Origin of the sequence: Bradyrhizobium yuanmingense (genome assembly GCF_025200905.1) — a bacterium.
Classification (GTDB): domain Bacteria; phylum Pseudomonadota; class Alphaproteobacteria; order Rhizobiales; family Xanthobacteraceae; genus Bradyrhizobium; species Bradyrhizobium yuanmingense.
Genome location: NZ_CP104173.1, coordinates 3,289,356 through 3,304,664, shown reverse-complemented (window position 1 = coordinate 3,304,664; position 15,309 = coordinate 3,289,356). Strand labels below are relative to the sequence as shown.

Below are 15,309 nucleotides of genomic sequence, written 5' to 3'. Positions count from 1 at the left end.
AAGAAAAGGACGGGGCAAGACCATGCGGATTGAGCGGCGCCACACCACTTCGGGACAGTCACCTTATGCGGGTATCGAATTCCGCCTGACCACGTCGGAGATTCGCAATCCCGACGGCTCGGTCGTGTTCAAGCTCGAGAACGTCGAGGTCCCGGCCGAGTGGTCGCAGGTCGCCTCCGACGTGCTGGCGCAGAAATATTTCCGCAAAGCGGGCGTTGCCGCGCGCCTGAAGAAGGTCGAGGAGGAATCCGTCCCCTCCTTCCTGTGGCGCTCCGTGCCCGACACTGATGCCCTCGCCGCGCTGCCCGAGAAGGAGCGCTATGTCAGCGAGCTCAGCGCCAAGCAGGTGTTCGACCGCCTCGCCGGCTGCTGGACCTATTGGGGCTGGAAGGGCGGCTATTTCACCAGCGACGACGACGCCCAGGCCTTCTACGACGAGCTCCGCTACATGCTCGCCATGCAGATGGTCGCGCCGAACTCGCCGCAATGGTTCAACACCGGCCTGCACTGGGCCTATGGCATCGACGGCCCCGGCCAGGGCCATTATTACGTCGATCCCTTCACGGGCAAGCTGACCAAGTCCAAATCGGCCTACGAGCATCCGCAGCCGCATGCCTGCTTCATCCAGGGCGTCGGCGACGACCTCGTCAACGAGGGCGGCATCATGGACCTCTGGGTCCGCGAAGCCCGCCTGTTCAAATACGGCTCCGGCACCGGCTCCAACTTCTCGCGCCTGCGCGGCGAAGGCGAGAAACTCTCCGGCGGCGGCCGCTCCTCGGGCCTGATGAGCTTCCTCAAGATCGGCGACCGCGCTGCCGGCGCGATCAAGTCGGGCGGCACCACGCGCCGCGCCGCCAAGATGGTCGTCGTCGATGTCGATCACCCCGACATCGAGACCTATATCGACTGGAAGGTGAAGGAGGAGCAGAAGGTCGCCGCCCTCGTCACGGGCTCCAAGATCAACCAGAAGCACTTGAAGGCCGTGCTGAAGGCCTGCGTCAACTGCGAAGGCTCGGGCGACGATTGCTTCGACCCCGAGAAGAACCCTGCCCTCCGCCGCGAGATCAAGCTCGCGCGCCGCAGCCTCGTGCCCGACAATTACATCAAGCGCGTCATCCAGTTCGCCAAACAGGGCTACAAGGACATCCAGTTCGACACCTACGACACCGATTGGGATAGCGAAGCCTATCTCACGGTTTCGGGGCAGAACTCCAACAACTCGGTCTCGCTCCGGGACGACTTCCTGCGCGCGGTCGAGACCGACGGCGATTGGAATCTCAACGCCCGCACCTCGAAGAAGGTGACGAAGACTCTGAAGGCGCGCGATCTCTGGGAGAAGATCGGCTACGCCGCCTGGGCCTCGGCCGATCCGGGCCTGCACTTCAACACCACGATGAACGACTGGCACACCTGCAAGGCGTCCGGCGACATCCGCGCGTCCAATCCGTGCTCGGAATACATGTTCCTGGACGACACGGCGTGCAACCTCGCCTCGGCGAACCTTCTGACGTTCTACAACACCGAGACCAAGCGCTTCGACGTCGAAGGCTATGAGCACCTCTGCCGGCTCTGGACCATCGTGCTCGAAATCTCCGTCATGATGGCGCAGTTCCCGTCGAAGGCGATCGCCGAGCTCTCCTACGAGTTCCGCACGCTCGGCCTCGGCTACGCCAATATCGGCGGCCTGCTGATGACCATGGGCCTGCCCTATGACAGCAAGGAAGGCCGCGCGCTCTGCGGCGCCCTCACTGCAGTCATGACCGGCATCACCTACAAGACCTCGGCCGAGATCGCGGCCGAGCTCGGCACCTTCCCCGGCTACAAGAAGAACGCCGCGCATATGCTGCGCGTGATCCGCAACCACCGCCGCGCCGCGCATGGCCAGTCCAACGGCTATGAAGCGCTCAGCGTCAACCCGGTGCCGCTCGACCTCGTCTCCTGCCCGCAAGCCGACCTCGTCGGCCATGCCCAGGCAGCCTGGGATGCCGCGCTCGAGCTCGGCGAGAAGCACGGCTATCGCAACGCCCAGACCACGGTGATCGCGCCGACCGGCACGATCGGCCTCGTCATGGATTGCGACACCACCGGCATCGAGCCCGACTTCGCGCTGGTCAAGTTCAAGAAGCTCGCCGGCGGCGGCTACTTCAAGATCATCAACCGGGCGGTCCCCGCCGCGCTGCGCGCGCTCGGCTATCGCGAGAGCGAGATCGCGGAGATCGAAGCCTACGCCGTCGGCCACGGCTCGCTCGCGAATGCCCCCGGCATCAACGTCACCACGCTGAAGGCCAAGGGCTTCACCGATGAGGCGATCGCCAAGGTCGAGAAGGCCCTGCCGACCGCCTTCGACATCAAGTTTGCCTTCAACAAGTGGACCTTTGGCGAGGATTTCATCCGCGACCAACTCGGCATCGGCGCCGAGGCGATCGCAGCCCCCGGCTTCGATCTGCTCCAGGCCGTCGGCTTCACCAAGCGTGAGATCGAAGCGGCCAACGTCCACATCTGCGGCGCGATGACCGTGGAAGGTGCCCCGCACCTCAAGGCCGAGCACTATCCGGTGTTCGACTGCGCCAACCCCTGCGGCAAGATCGGCAAGCGCTACCTGTCGGTCGAGAGCCACATCCGCATGATGGCGGCGGCGCAGCCCTTCATCTCGGGTGCGATCTCCAAGACCATCAACATGCCGAACGACGCCACGGTGGAGGACTGCAAGTCCGCCTACATGCTGTCGTGGAAGCTGGCATTGAAGGCCAACGCGCTCTATCGCGACGGCTCCAAGCTCTCCCAGCCGCTCAACTCGCAGCTCATCAGCGACGACGAGGACGAGGACGATGCGGTCGAGCTGCTGCACGAAAAGCCCATGGCGGCGCGCGCCACGCATGTGGCCGAGAAGGTCGTGGAGAAGCTGGTCGAGCGCATCGTCGTGATGCGCGAGCGCGAGAAGATGCCCGATCGCCGCAAGGGCTACACCCAGAAGGCGGTGGTCGGCGGACATAAAGTCTATCTCCGCACCGGCGAATACGATGACGGCCGTCTCGGCGAGATCTTCATCGACATGCACAAGGAAGGCGCGGCGCTGCGCTCCTTCATCAACAACTTCGCCATCGCGGTGTCGCTCGGCCTGCAATACGGCGTGCCGCTCGACGAATATGTCGACGCCTTCACCTTCACCCGCTTCGAGCCGGCGGGCCCGGTGCAGGGTAACGACAGCATCAAGTACGCGACCTCGATCCTCGACTACGTGTTCCGCGAGCTCGCGGTGAGCTACCTGTCCCGCTTCGACCTCGCCCACGTCGATCCCAACGAGACGGGCTTTGACGCGCTCGGCAAGGGCGTCGAGGAAGGCAAGGAGCCGGACGAGGACGGCGGCCAGCACGCGACAAAACTGGTCTCGCGCGGCCTCACCCGCTCGCGCACGGACAACCTCGTGGTGATGCGCGGCGTCTCAATGCCAACAAGCGATCCGTCTAGCTCGGCGGTCAAGATGGGCTTCCACCAACCCGCCGGCTGGACCGAGAAGAACCGTACCGGCGATGCCATTGAAGGCGCTGTCGCCCTAAAGCAAGAGGCCAACCATGACCTCTCTCCGACCGAGAAGCTCGAAGCCCTGCAGTGGAGCAAGTCCGGCAGCGCACAAACGGTCGCAGTTCCTTCCAAGGCCGAGCGGCGCGCAGAAGCCAAAGCAAAGGGATACGAAGGAGAAATGTGTTCTGAGTGCGGAAACTTCACGCTGGTCCGCAATGGCACTTGTATGAAGTGCGACACTTGCGGCAGCACCACCGGATGCTCTTGAGTTTTCCGTAGGAGTGTCTGGTGTCCTAGAGGGACACCCGTAATGCAGTCTGACTACAAGGTTCGGTATCTCCACGATGATATAATCGCGGCAGCCGCCGAATCCTGCTGGAGGCACGCGCCTCCAGAACGTCCCCACACCTTCGACGTCATCAAGCTTCTTGAAGTCTTGGTGACGGCGGGGATTGACCATGTGTTTCACATCAAGGGCGATAGGAAGAAGGGACCGTTAGAAATCGAGTTTTTCGATCGTCGACGCCGATGGCAATGGGAACGACCGGCTTGGGTGACCTTCGATAAGAAAGTCAAATTGGTTGTGGATTCCGCGATCTGGGAAGCCGCCACGTTGGGCAAGACTTTTGCAAGCTTCGTTCTCGCCCACGAAGCAGGCCATATCCTTCTTCACGATAGCAGTGCCAAAGCCTTCTCTAGCAGCAAGTCAGACCAGCTCTCCTTTGTAGACGAAGGAGAGTCGGCGGAAGAACAGGCCAACTCCTTCGCTGGGCATCTACTTGTTCCGACCAGGACGGTGCATCGCTTTCCCGACAAGGATCTGCTCGCAGCAGTATGCAACGTTCCCGATGAACTAGCAGCGGACCGTCTCGCCGCCGTCAGCAACGCAAAGGCGATCTTGGCCCAACATAGGATGACCGACTACTGCCGTGGTTGCGGGCGCTTCACCGAAGTAGCCCTCGGGATTTGCCAATCATGCACGCACGATCAACTTCAGCCGACGAGCTAGAACCGCATTTCATCAGGAGACAGACGACGAACTTCCGTTGATAATCTACCAACGCCCGAGCGCCCTATGAACCGGGTGCTGTAGATTCAGATGTCAGTGTAGTGATTCGCGTTCTTGAGACACCAATGCCGAGGCAAGCCTCGGCATTGGGCCCGTGAAGACCAGCTAAGGTACTTACGGGGACGTCGAGAAAGTTGAGCTTCCTCTCCGTGGCACGAGCAGTTAAGCGATTCTTTCTTCCTACGTCTAGCGGGGCCTTAGCGTTTTCTACAACGAGGTTCGCATATGGCGAATAACCTGCATATCTCCTACGACCTTCACGACCCCGGAAGGAACTATCACACTGTGATTGCTGCGGTTCAAAGCCTCGGCAGTTGGGCGAAGATCCACTACTCGTTCTGGTATGTGCGAAGCAACTACAGTGCGGAACAGGCCCGAGATATACTGGCGCGGGCGATCGATCCCAACGACAGTATCTACGTCGTCGATTCAACTAACAACAATGCTGCCTGGTTGAACATTCCTCCCGAATCTGCCGCCTTTATTCAACGGCACTGGTTCGCACTCGCTGCAGCCTGAGAACAGGGGCGGCGTTGGTCCGCCCCAACTGACCTAACTCGAGCCCGTAGGATCAGCGAAACCCATCAATCCGTGACGGATATCGATGGGTTTCGCTTCCGCTTTACCCATCCTAGGGGCTGCCACAACAATCAGACCGAAGAAGGCCCAGTCTGGTCTTCTGACCGGTGTCATTGGCTTTCCGTTCGCTCTGCCGATCCTACGGACTAGGGCTTCTCGCGTCATCCAAAACCCCGTGAGGAGGGCGTTAGCGGAATTGCCTTGCGCCCGCCCCCTTCCCTCCTAAACTCCCAACCTAGCGGCATGGGTTCCGACGGCCCCGGTAGAAGCGGAGTAAAAGTTATGCCCAAACCGGAAAGCTTCCCGATCGAGAAGATCTTTGTTCCCACGAAGCAGAAGAAAACCATCAAGCCCAAGACCGTCGCTGAGATCGCGGAAAGCATGCTGGAGATCGGACAACAGACCCCGATTTCCGTTTGGCTCGACGGAGACCGCCTCGTTCTGGTCGAGGGACTGCATCGGTTGGAGGCCTGCAAGGCGCTCGGCGAGACGACCATTCTCGGTGTCCTTGTTACGGCCGAGGTTGCTCAGCACAAGCCGCAGCTCGCCGAGCGACCCGAGGTCGAGGCGGAGCGCATCAAGATGGCGCGATTGAAACAGTTGCGACTGGAGAAGGAAGCCGCGGAGGCCTCGATGGCTGCCTTGAACGGCGTCAGGCAGACGGAAGCGCCGCGTACCCGTCCGGCGAAAGGTGTCCGCGACAATACGAAGGCGTCACCGGGCCGGACTGCGAAATCGACGCCGAAAACCTTGTCGGACTGGATCACGCAGCAAAAGAGCAGCGGCGGCCGCTATTGATTTGAACGAGGGCAGCCCGGATGTCGCTAGGCTCATCCCGGAGACGAGACTGCCGATCCGACGAAGACACCCTCTGCGCCGTCATTCCGGGGCGCGCGAAGCGCGAGCCCGGAATCCATTGCGCTTCGTGTCCTGCCGCCCGATGGATTCCGGGCTCGCGCCCAAGCGGGCGCGCCCCGGAATGACGGTGGGTTTTGGTGCACCCCACCTTGCGCCAACCCCGCTCTTTCCTCCTCCGGCCCTGCCGCCCTAAACTCCAGCCAAACAAAATACCGGGAGGACAAACCATGGCCGACGCCCCGCTGTTCCAGGACGTCATCCGCCGCCGCCGCAGCGTGCGGAAATTCGAGCCGGGCCGCAGCGTCGGGCGTGACGTGCTGGAGCGGATCGTCGATTGCGGGCGCTGGGCACCGTCAGGGGCGAACGTGCAGTGCTGGGACTTCATCGTCGTCGACGATGCCGCGATGCGCGAGAAAGTGCTCGCGGTGTTCCTGCGGCAGGCGCAGCGGCTGGTCGATCACGCCAAGGGCTTTCCGGCCGTGAAGAAGACCTATCTCGCCAACACCGTCGCAATCATCCTCGTGCTCGGCGATCCCCGCTGGAAGGTCTGCTTTCCCCAGGCGACCTCGCCCGAGTTCGATGCCGAGTATCGCGACAACAACGAGGCGATCTTCTTCTGCTCGCTGGGCGCGGCCATCCAGAACATCCAGCTCGGCGTCACCGCGGAAGGGCTGACATCGGCCTGGCTCTCCGGTGGCGGCGAGGCCGAGACCAATCGCGAACTCGCGGACGTGCTCGGCTATCCCGAATGGATGACGGCCTATGGCACCATCCCGATTGGCTATCCCGCCGTGGACCAGGACCGCCGCTACCGCCGTCCCCTCAGTCAGCTGCTGCACTGGAACGGCTACCAGAAGCAGCAATATCGCAGGCATGCCCAGGTCGATTTCTACGAGAGCACGCTGCGTCCCTTCGCCATGTATCGCGACCAGGAATCCATGGATTCCTGGCCGGACCGCGACGAGATGCTGGGCGAGTGGACGGACGCCTTCACCGGCCCGGTCAGCAACCCTTCTCAAGCGCTTGAAAGCAAAGCGGACTTCTCGCATCCGCGGGAAATCGGCCAGGCCACCAAGCGGCGTCGAAGCTGAGCGCCTGAACCTGCTCGGCCTCGCGGCCGCATGCCAGAATTTTCGGACTCCGTAACCCCACCCCGCAATTTCGTGCTTGGGTGATGGCCGCAATCCCGGAGATCGCGGCTATCTTTTACGTCGATCAGACAGATCGTCTCACGCCGCCTTCGCCTGCTCCGGCGAGGCCGTCTCCATCGCGCGCATGTAGAGGTCGAGCAGGCTTTCGCGCTCGTCGCGCTCGTTCTTGTCTTCCTTGCGCAGCTTGATGATCTCCTTGAGGATCTTCACTTCAAAACCCTCGCCCTTGGCTTCCGCGAAGACTTCCTTCTTCTGTTCGCTCAACTCCTGCATCTCGCTGTCGAGGTTCTCGATCCGCTCGACGAAGGAACGGATCTTGCCGCCGGGAATGGTGATATCGGACATGGTGCCTCCTCGCTGAATGAGGTCGTGAAAATGCCCGCAAAGAAATGACCAATGTGTTAACCGAGTTGCCGCACCCCATGCCATCGCGCCGCAGCGATACCCGGGACAGGCGGCCACCCCGCAGCTATCTGGATCGGCGACGTCTTGCCGTATGCGTCGACGATGCAGCGGCAAAATCTCACCACATCGCCGCCACGCAAGCGACAGCCCACAATCGCGATTTCAGCGCAAACGCGACGGAGGCTCGCGGCTTCATCGATATTCAGGAGCCATTTGCAATGTTGAGTGCGGTGGACAACAAGCCAAGGGGAAAATCCGGCCGGCGCGGCGGCAAGAAGAAATCGGGACATCGGACCGGGGCCGGCGAGCAACGCGCAAGTGCAGCGCATCAATTGCCGGATGCCCCGGCGGAGACCAGGCACGAGACCGGGCAAGAGCCGAGCCGACCGATCAGTGCGGAGATACCTTCGGCTGCAGCCTTGCCGAACGAGGCTTCCGGGATGGAGCTCGCTGCAAGCCCACCCGTCGCACCGGTCGAACCCTTGGAGGCTAGTACGCAGGCGATTGCCGACGCCTATAGCGACTACATCAGGACCTCGCTTGAGCAAGCCTGGAGCTTCCTGGGAAAGCTCGCGACGGCGCGTTCACCCGTCGAGGCCTTTGAGCTTCAGATGGCGTACGCGAAACAGGCCTGCGACTCGTTTGTCGCCGAATCCCAGAAGATCACCGAGCTGCATGAACAATTGACCAGAGAAAGGGTCATGCATCTTGAGGGGTTCGTGGCCAGGCTCACCCAGACCACGCTCGAAATCCGCACGATACGTCACTGACGACGGGTGCACATTGCGGCGCCGCGGGACGTAAGGTGGGTTAGCTGGCGGTTGCGCGAAGCGCGGTCCGCCGGCGTAACCCACCACCTCTCCGCCGCCGAGATTAAAGAGGTGGGTTGCGCTACCCGACCTGCGCTTTGCGCCGTCGCGGAGCTAACTCACTCTACGCGCCTGAGGACCGCCTGGAGTTCAGTACCCTGACTTCGTGCCGGTGGTCGACCCGGTGCCCGCGCCTGTGGTTTGACTTGTGGTTTGCCCTGTAGTCCGTCCTGGAGCGTAGCTCGACGCGCCGGGGCTGGTTCTCTTCGAGGACTTCGCGTGCTGCTTCTTCTTGTGTCCCGGAGCGTAGCTGGAAGCGCCCGGCTCGCCCTTCTTGCCCATTTGCTGCATCTCATGACCTGGCGTCTTGCTCGATACGCCCTGAGCAAATACGGCTGGTGCGGTAGCCATGACAACGGCAGCCGAAAGCGCGATGATCATTGCTTTCATGTTGTCCTCCTCTGACAAACCCCTCAAAGGAAACGGAATGGACTAGCGCCCGTTCCCCTCAGCGAACGTTCATAGCGCCGCGGGGCTGGACGCCCCTGGGATCGTCATTCGTTGATGATCTTCGATCCGCTCGACTACCCTACGAAATGCGCTTTGCGCAGTCGCGGCGACAACCCATCCTACGCCCTCACTCCGCTCGCTCCCTCGCCCGCCATAATTTCTCCTTTGCACACGCGTTGTGTCTGACAGCGGCGAGACCTATCCTTGATCGGACTGCCTCCCATTGACGCCCGACCGGATGGAGAGCGCATCGATGCCTGACACGAACGACCCCAAGCCTGATACCGGCAAGACCGATAACGCCAAGCCTGATACCGCCAAGCCTGATGCGTCCAAGCCGGACGAGGCGCGCGCCGACGGTGGGCTGGCGCGGGCCTACGACCGGATCAAGAGCGCAGAGGAAGACCTTGCGCGGCTGGACCGGCTGGTTTCCGGAATGGAACGCAACAGCGAAGCCCCGCGGACCTCGCACGCAAGCGCCGCCTCGACGGCAGCCGCCACCTTCGCAAACAAGGCGCCGACGCCGGATGCCAGGGTTCTAAACACCAAGCCACGCAATCAGGGCCTGAGGGGAGACAAGGCCATGATGCGCGCTTTGGCCATTCTCGTGATGGCGATCGGCCTTCTCGGTGCCGCCGTCGCATCGCAATACAGCGACGAGGCGACATCGATCGGCAAGTCCATCATGGCGCGATGGGCTCCACTCGCGAGCGCGCCCCCGCAAGCGTCCGCGGCGGAAAGTCCGGCGCAGCCGGCGACGGTCCTGCTGGCGGCCGCGGATGAGCCGAGTCCGGTGCCTGCGCCGCCGGGGCCCAAGGACACCGAAAGCGCCCCGAAGCCTGCCGCCACGGCGGCCGAGCCGTCATCGTCCGAGCTCGCGCAATCGCTCAAGGCCATCACGAGCGAGCTTGCGAACATCAACGGCAAGCTCGAGCAGTTGAAGAGCCGCAGCGAGCAGACCCTGCGCGATCAGGCCGCCACCATCGAGCAGCTCAAGGCCGCGCAGGAGAAGGACGCGGCGGACAATGCGCGCCTCGCCGCGCAGGTCCAGGCGTTGCAAACGCAACTGAGCGCGTCCTCCGCGTCATCCGCCTCTGCAGCCGCCAAGCCCGTCGTGCGCAGCGTGGTGAGCAACGATGCGGCTGCGCGCGCCCGGGCGTACGTACCGGACACCGCGCCACGGCGGCCGAGGCCGCCGCCGCGAGGCCCCTGGATGCCGCCGCGCTATATGGCCGACCCTTATTATTACGGCGATCCGGATTGGTGAGCCCGTTTCGCGAAGGCGCGCGATTTGAAGTGCCGTAGGGTGAGTTAGCCTGCGGCGGCGCGAAGCGCAGTCCGCTGGCGTAACCCGCCTCTTTGATTTCAGCGGAGGCAGACGTGGTGGGTTACGCTGCGCGAGCTGCGCCTTGCGCAGTCGCGCAGCTAACCCACCCTACGCTCCCCTCAGCGTATCTCGCTCATCGTCACCTTGGCCGCGATCCCCGTCAGCTCGGGCTCTTGCGGCGCAAGCTCCTCATCGGAAGGGCCGACCGAGACTTCAGCCATTCTGCGTTTGACCTGTTCGCAGGTCTTGCGAACGTCTTCGGTGAACAGCGCGCATTCTTCGATACGCTTGAAGATCTTGCGTCCCTCTTCGCGATAGCCTGCCGCCGTTTCTCGCATGAAGGCGATCGCATCATGAACCTGGGCCGTCAGCGCCTCGCATTTTTGCGCGGCGTCGATCAACTCGGTGCCCATGGCCTCGATCTCTTTTGCAGCGGACTCATAGTCGCGAATGACCGCTTCTGCACTGAGCGCACCGACCCGGGACACCCCCGCGGTGTGCTCGACGTAATCAGGCAGATTAATTGAAGTAATGGAGCTTCCCGACCGGATCGAAGTGATGTCCGCTTCGAGTTGGACCAAGTTCACTCCGTCCCGTCTGTGCAATTGTTCGACACTTGCCATGACTGTCCTCCCAATACGCGCCCAGAACCCCAAGCAGCATTGGGTTTATTACGGGGATAAATGCCGTTCTACCTCTATGTATTCTTGACAGTCTCCACTTTGCCACTTTTACCCAATCGCCAACTCTGCACGCAGAGACGGCGAGCCATCAAACTTCAATTTTTCCGTGCACCTGTTCGAACGCGCGAACCTGACAACGAGTTCGACCGGCACTCTCGTCAACCTCAACGTCCGGCGAACCGCCTGCGCAGCGGAAATCCGCATCGCGCCCGCCATTGGCGGGCACGATTATGTTCCGGGGGCGCGAAGGTCGTCGCCCTCGAAGGCATTCCCGACGGCGGCTGGCGCAGGCTCGCCCGGCCCTGCATCCGCCGCACGTTGGCGGCCGGCACCGCCCGCCGCGAAAATATCATGCACCAGCCCGAGCTTCCCCAATCCCAGAATGATCAACCCGTTGATGTCCACCTCGTACCAAGCGTGCGAGATGTAGGCATCGCGCGGAAAGCGGTGATGGTTGTTGTGCAGCCCTTCGCCAAAGGTGAGCAGCGTGGTCACCAGCTCGTTAGTGGTGCCGTCATGGGTCTCGAAGCGACGGTAGCCCCACCGGCCGTCGCTGTGGCAGACCGAGTTCACTAGCGAGGTCGCCATGGTCATGAGGTAGCTGCGGAACAGGCCGGCGAACAGGATGCAGCCGATCATCGTGCGCGCGCCGCCGAAGGCATAGCCGATGGCGCCCGGAATGATCAGCGCCGAGAGCGCGTACCAGTACCAGCGCGTCCTGGTGAAGAACATCGCGATCGGGTCGGCCAGGATGTCCTTGGCGTAGTAGCTGGCATCGGTGGTCTCGCGGTCCCACACCCAGCCGCCTTGCGCATGCGTCATGCCCTTGGCGAAACTGGTATAGGGATGGCCGCCGCCGTCGTAATAGGGGCTGTGCACGTCGCCGGGCCGGTCGGAGTGCAGATGGTGCCGCCGATGGTTGCTCACCCATTTCAGGATCGAGCCCTGCACCGCCATGGTCGCGAGCGCGGCGAAGATCGTCCGCATCACCGGACCGCAGCGGAAGCTGCGGTGCACGAAGTAGCGATGCATGAAGCCGATGCCGATCGTGGACATGATGAACGTGCCGGCGAAGACCGAAACCTCGACCCAGCCGATGCCTTGCCAGAAGGCCCAGACCAGCGCCGCGACCGAGCCGCCGACCATGATGGCGAACGAGATGTAGGAATCGCGAAACTTGGCCTCGACCACCGGACCTTCGGTCAGCACGCCCGGCGGCATCTTCGGCTCCGCAAGCTGCTCGGACGCCACGCTCTCAATCACGCTCATTTCAGCCGATCCATTTACGCCCATGCACTTTTCTGCAGTGCAGCGTACAACCCCTAGTTATCAGAGGCAAGGACCGGAGCGGCCGTAGGAGCACGGGCGGCGCAGCCCCGCCCCTTTCGCTTCTCTGCCGATAGAGAGTGGTGATCATGACGAGCAGATGCACGTCCTGCATCTGTCAGCGTGCGCTCATGCGCCGATCAGTTTGGCGTCCGTCGGCCTTCACCACCAATACGGCCAGCGCCATCCCTCATAGCGCACGTAGGACGGCACCAAGGGCGGCCCGTAGGGATCGACCCGGTCGTGCTCGGGGCGATAGCGATAGCGTGGCACGATGTTGTAATCCCACGGCGTCGGCCTCAGCACCGGCGCCGTGACGATGAGCCGCTCCTGCGGCGCGCGAACGACGACGGCTCTCCGCGTCCGGGCTTCGGCGTCCGAGATTGCAAGGCTGCTCAGAACCAGGGCGGTTCCGAGCGCACAGGCGGCAGTCATCTTGGTCATGCGTTGGTCTCCTTCGCGCGGAGAGTGCAAAAGGATGCCAGGCGAGGCAAGCAAATTTCGCGCGAGGTGCGGACATAAGCGCTGTGAGCTTTGGCGCTCCGACCTCTCCCCGTCATTGCGAGGAGCACTTGCGACGAAGCAATCCAGAGTCCTTCCGCGGAGGGAGCCTGAATTGCTTCGCGGAGCCTGTCATCGGGCCGCGCTCCGCGCGGACCCAGTGGCCCGCAATGACGGCGAGTATGACGCAAGTGTGGTCTGGTTGAGCAACAAATCTCCCCGGACGTCGGCACCTGCTCCTCACTCGCGCGCGCGGCGCAGCGCCTGATCCAGCTTGTGCCTCTGCTTGTCCCAGCGCTCCTGCTCGGCTTCGGCGCGCGCCTCGAGCGCGGCCCGCTCGGCTTCGATCGCCCCGGCCTTCGCTTCGTGCTCGCGTCTTGCTTTGTCGAGCGCGGCTTCCGCCGCGGCAACCGCCTTGTCGCGCCGCGCACGCTCCTTGGCGCGGGCGGCCTCCTCCTTGGCACGCCCTGCCTCGCGCCGCCGCTCCTCCTTCTCGAAAGCTGCAGCAGCCTTGCGCGCGGCCGCATCATCGATTTCGCGGGATGCATTCCGGGCCGTCTTGGCGGGACGCTTCTTTGACGTCGCCTTGCTCTTGGACCTGGTCTTGCTCTTAGTCTTGCTCTCGCCCTCGCCGAGATCGGTCGGCAGCTCCGCGCTCTCGGTGAACGGGCCGTCCGAGCCGACCGGGCGCCTCAGCACCACGCCCGGCTTCGCCATGGTTGCAGCGACGACATCAGGGTCGTCGGTCTCCCTGGCGACTCCCTGATGGAACAGATTGGAGCTGGCGCCCCAGGCGGCAAGTGCCGCCTTCATCGAGGGCGCGGCGATCGCCTGATCGTAGAAGCCGAGCGAGGTCTGGTACGTCTTCAGCTTCTTTGCCATGTCGCTCCGATGTCGGCGCAGCCTTCCGCAGGCGATCGTAGCCCGGATGGAGCAAAGCGCAATCCGGGTGGCTCAGCACGCTCGGCCCCGGATTAGGCTACGCACCTTCAAGCAACGCGTCATACCCTTGCGCGCTGAACGCCAACAGACAAAAACCGTGCCCGAACGGATCGGCCAGCATCGCGATCCGCCCATACGGCGCATCGCTCGCCGGCACCTCCAGAATCGCACCCGCAGCGAGCGCACGCGCGACAGCTACGTCGACATCGTCGACGACGACGTCGATATGCACCGGCGTCCAGTGCCGCTCATACCGGCGGCGGTCGCCGCCGGCGCCGATGGTGCCGGCCTGCTTCGTCAAGAGATACACCGGTGCGGGCCAGCCGTTGAGCTCGACGAAGTCGGCGCCGAAGCGGCGGCCGACCGAGAGGCCAAAGGCTTCGGTGTAGAACGTCGTGGCTTTCGCCACGTCAGGAACGTCGATGTTGAGGAGAAAGCTCATGAGGGAACTCGTCGCAAGTTGCGAAGCGAGCGTAGCCCGGATGGAGCGTCAGCGTAATCCGGGATGGTGCCGCACCTGACGCCCCCGACCGCGTTCCACGATGGCATCATGCCATTGTTTTGCCCGACGGGTCAACTCTTGTTCGATTTTGCCGAAGTCAGGAAAAACCCGAGCAATTCCATGGGGATGGCTACTGTGCATGGGGTTGTTTTCGCAACACTTGCTTGAGCCGGCCCTCAATTGCGCTTCAGGCTCAGGATATAGGCCGATAGCACCTCGGCCTGCTCCGGCGAGATCACGAGATTCGGCATGGTCTGGTGACTGGTCCGCCAGAACACCTTGAGCGAGAGCGCGGTGGTGCCGTTGCGGTCGGCGATGGATTGGAAGCTCGGTGCCTCGTCGAAGAAGCCGGCCATGTGCGGCTCGATCGCGTGACACGACTGGCACCACGCCTGCGCCAGGCGATGACCTGCGGCGACCGCGCGCGAGCCGGGCCTCGGCGCCCCGGCGGCGGTGTGAACGACGCTGAAGAGAAACAGCACCGACAGCGCGATCAGGACGGCGATGCCGATGGAGATTCGAACATTGTGCGACATCGCCCGACCTCACGGCATTGAATCGTGGAGCAGCTTAGATGTGCACCACGACGCCAGCTTGATCTGCGTCAAGCCAGCTCGCAGCTCGCGTCCTCAGCACGTCACGAGATCGGTGTGGCCGAATCCCTTGGAATAATCGAGCAGCGAGATCACCGTCGGTGTGAGACGGATCAGCCGCACCTCGGATGGCTTCGGCACGGGGAGGCCGATGGCCTTCTGCTCGGGATAGCGCGCCATCAAAAGCGCGATCGCCTTCTCGGCCTCGGCTGGATCGGTCACGGCCACCGCCCGCGCCGCCATGGACAGGCCGGTGATCTCCATCACTTGCGCGGGATCGTCGTCGATCGCCAGCGACACGCGCTCGTCCCGCGAGATGTTCTGCGCCTTCTGGCTGTCGGGGCCGCAGAGGAAGTAGATGGTGAAACCTTCGTTGGCATAGCCGACCGTCGTCACTTGCGGCCAGCCATCGGCGCGAAGCGTCGCGATCCGCATCGTGCGGTGCTGGTCCAGCAAGGTCTGGATTTTTCGTCTGAGTGTGTCGTCCATCGCTGCCTCCGGCGGTCATTCCTGAAGACACGATACGCCCCCC

Annotated in this window: 16 protein-coding genes; 7 read left to right on the top strand and 9 right to left on the bottom strand. The window is 63.0% G+C overall.

All coding sequences use genetic code 11. The annotated features are described in order from the left end of the window. Positions 1-22 precede the first annotated feature (22 nt). The 5 genes from N2605_RS15475 (at position 23) to N2605_RS15455 (ending at position 7,119) form a co-directional block, all read left to right on the top strand. Positions 23-3,790 (top strand): vitamin B12-dependent ribonucleotide reductase, encoded by a 3,768-nt coding sequence (locus tag N2605_RS15475; RefSeq protein WP_260347199.1) that lies wholly within the window; start codon positions 23-25, stop codon positions 3,788-3,790. 42 nt (positions 3,791-3,832) lie between these two features. Next, positions 3,833-4,531: an ImmA/IrrE family metallo-endopeptidase gene (locus tag N2605_RS15470; protein WP_260347198.1), complete on the top strand. Its 699-nt coding sequence runs from the start codon at positions 3,833-3,835 to the stop codon at positions 4,529-4,531. Between the two features lie 285 nt (positions 4,532-4,816). After that, positions 4,817-5,110 (top strand): hypothetical protein, encoded by a 294-nt coding sequence (locus N2605_RS15465; protein ID WP_260347197.1) that lies wholly within the window; start codon positions 4,817-4,819, stop codon positions 5,108-5,110. 342 nt (positions 5,111-5,452) lie between these two features. After that, positions 5,453-5,968 (top strand): ParB N-terminal domain-containing protein, encoded by a 516-nt coding sequence (locus N2605_RS15460; protein ID WP_260347196.1) that lies wholly within the window; start codon positions 5,453-5,455, stop codon positions 5,966-5,968. A gap of 287 nt (positions 5,969-6,255) precedes the next feature. Continuing rightward, positions 6,256-7,119 carry a nitroreductase family protein gene (locus N2605_RS15455; RefSeq protein WP_260347195.1) on the top strand — a complete coding sequence of 288 codons (864 nt, stop codon included), beginning with the start codon at positions 6,256-6,258 and terminating at the stop codon, positions 7,117-7,119. Between the two features lie 138 nt (positions 7,120-7,257). Here N2605_RS15455 and N2605_RS15450 read toward each other — a convergent pair whose 3' ends face one another. Further along, positions 7,258-7,524, bottom strand: coding sequence for a DUF2312 domain-containing protein (locus N2605_RS15450; protein WP_260347194.1), 267 nt, complete (start codon positions 7,522-7,524; stop codon positions 7,258-7,260). 44 nt (positions 7,525-7,568) lie between these two features. Here N2605_RS15450 and N2605_RS15445 point away from each other — a divergent pair, with 44 nt between their 5' ends. Further along, entirely contained in the window at positions 7,569-8,354 is a 786-nt protein-coding gene (locus N2605_RS15445; protein ID WP_260347193.1) for a phasin family protein, read from the top strand. 189 nt (positions 8,355-8,543) lie between these two features. Here N2605_RS15445 and N2605_RS15440 read toward each other — a convergent pair whose 3' ends face one another. Beyond that, entirely contained in the window at positions 8,544-8,843 is a 300-nt protein-coding gene (locus N2605_RS15440; RefSeq protein ID WP_260347192.1) for a hypothetical protein, read from the bottom strand. Between the two features lie 313 nt (positions 8,844-9,156). Here N2605_RS15440 and N2605_RS15435 point away from each other — a divergent pair, with 313 nt between their 5' ends. Then, entirely contained in the window at positions 9,157-10,170 is a 1,014-nt protein-coding gene (locus N2605_RS15435) for a hypothetical protein (protein ID WP_260347191.1), read from the top strand. Between the two features lie 179 nt (positions 10,171-10,349). Here N2605_RS15435 and N2605_RS15430 read toward each other — a convergent pair whose 3' ends face one another. The 7 genes from N2605_RS15430 to N2605_RS15400 all read right to left on the bottom strand — a co-directional run bounded on the left by N2605_RS15430 (position 10,350) and on the right by N2605_RS15400 (position 15,266). Continuing rightward, positions 10,350-10,853 (bottom strand): hypothetical protein, encoded by a 504-nt coding sequence (locus N2605_RS15430; protein WP_225113956.1) that lies wholly within the window; start codon positions 10,851-10,853, stop codon positions 10,350-10,352. Positions 10,854-11,141: 288 nt separating this feature from the next. Then, positions 11,142-12,182 carry an acyl-CoA desaturase gene (locus tag N2605_RS15425; protein ID WP_260347190.1) on the bottom strand — a complete coding sequence of 347 codons (1,041 nt, stop codon included), beginning with the start codon at positions 12,180-12,182 and terminating at the stop codon, positions 11,142-11,144. A 219-nt stretch (positions 12,183-12,401) separates the two neighbouring features. Then, on the bottom strand, positions 12,402-12,683 hold the full coding sequence (locus N2605_RS15420; protein ID WP_036022858.1) for a hypothetical protein: 282 nt from the start codon (positions 12,681-12,683) through the stop codon (positions 12,402-12,404). Between the two features lie 297 nt (positions 12,684-12,980). Next, positions 12,981-13,622 (bottom strand): cell envelope biogenesis protein TolA, encoded by a 642-nt coding sequence (locus N2605_RS15415; protein WP_260347189.1) that lies wholly within the window; start codon positions 13,620-13,622, stop codon positions 12,981-12,983. Between the two features lie 97 nt (positions 13,623-13,719). Then, positions 13,720-14,124, bottom strand: a complete 405-nt coding sequence (locus N2605_RS15410; RefSeq protein WP_260347188.1) for a VOC family protein — start codon at positions 14,122-14,124, stop codon at positions 13,720-13,722. A gap of 236 nt (positions 14,125-14,360) precedes the next feature. Beyond that, the gene (locus N2605_RS15405) at positions 14,361-14,720 is read right to left on the bottom strand and encodes a c-type cytochrome (protein WP_225133101.1); all 360 of its coding nucleotides are present in this window, start codon (positions 14,718-14,720) and stop codon (positions 14,361-14,363) included. Between the two features lie 93 nt (positions 14,721-14,813). Further along, complete coding sequence (locus tag N2605_RS15400; protein ID WP_225113953.1) at positions 14,814-15,266, bottom strand: pyridoxamine 5'-phosphate oxidase family protein; 453 nt, start codon at positions 15,264-15,266, stop codon at positions 14,814-14,816. Positions 15,267-15,309: the final 43 nt, after the last annotated feature.

Excerpts from the sequence above, each read along its gene's own strand:
- N2605_RS15475 (WP_260347199.1), top strand. The coding sequence starts at position 23 with ATGCGGATTGAGCGGCGCCACACCACTTCGGGACAGTCACCTTATGCG.
- N2605_RS15470 (WP_260347198.1), top strand. The coding sequence starts at position 3,833 with ATGCAGTCTGACTACAAGGTTCGGTATCTCCACGATGATATAATCGCG.
- N2605_RS15465 (WP_260347197.1), top strand. The coding sequence starts at position 4,817 with ATGGCGAATAACCTGCATATCTCCTACGACCTTCACGACCCCGGAAGG.
- N2605_RS15460 (WP_260347196.1), top strand. The coding sequence starts at position 5,453 with ATGCCCAAACCGGAAAGCTTCCCGATCGAGAAGATCTTTGTTCCCACG.
- N2605_RS15455 (WP_260347195.1), top strand. The coding sequence starts at position 6,256 with ATGGCCGACGCCCCGCTGTTCCAGGACGTCATCCGCCGCCGCCGCAGC.
- N2605_RS15450 (WP_260347194.1), bottom strand. The coding sequence starts at position 7,524 with ATGTCCGATATCACCATTCCCGGCGGCAAGATCCGTTCCTTCGTCGAG.
- N2605_RS15445 (WP_260347193.1), top strand. The coding sequence starts at position 7,569 with ATGACCAATGTGTTAACCGAGTTGCCGCACCCCATGCCATCGCGCCGC.
- N2605_RS15440 (WP_260347192.1), bottom strand. The coding sequence starts at position 8,843 with ATGAAAGCAATGATCATCGCGCTTTCGGCTGCCGTTGTCATGGCTACC.
- N2605_RS15435 (WP_260347191.1), top strand. The coding sequence starts at position 9,157 with ATGCCTGACACGAACGACCCCAAGCCTGATACCGGCAAGACCGATAAC.
- N2605_RS15430 (WP_225113956.1), bottom strand. The coding sequence starts at position 10,853 with ATGGCAAGTGTCGAACAATTGCACAGACGGGACGGAGTGAACTTGGTC.
- N2605_RS15425 (WP_260347190.1), bottom strand. The coding sequence starts at position 12,182 with ATGAGCGTGATTGAGAGCGTGGCGTCCGAGCAGCTTGCGGAGCCGAAG.
- N2605_RS15420 (WP_036022858.1), bottom strand. The coding sequence starts at position 12,683 with ATGACCAAGATGACTGCCGCCTGTGCGCTCGGAACCGCCCTGGTTCTG.
- N2605_RS15415 (WP_260347189.1), bottom strand. The coding sequence starts at position 13,622 with ATGGCAAAGAAGCTGAAGACGTACCAGACCTCGCTCGGCTTCTACGAT.
- N2605_RS15410 (WP_260347188.1), bottom strand. The coding sequence starts at position 14,124 with ATGAGCTTTCTCCTCAACATCGACGTTCCTGACGTGGCGAAAGCCACG.
- N2605_RS15405 (WP_225133101.1), bottom strand. The coding sequence starts at position 14,720 with ATGTCGCACAATGTTCGAATCTCCATCGGCATCGCCGTCCTGATCGCG.
- N2605_RS15400 (WP_225113953.1), bottom strand. The coding sequence starts at position 15,266 with ATGGACGACACACTCAGACGAAAAATCCAGACCTTGCTGGACCAGCAC.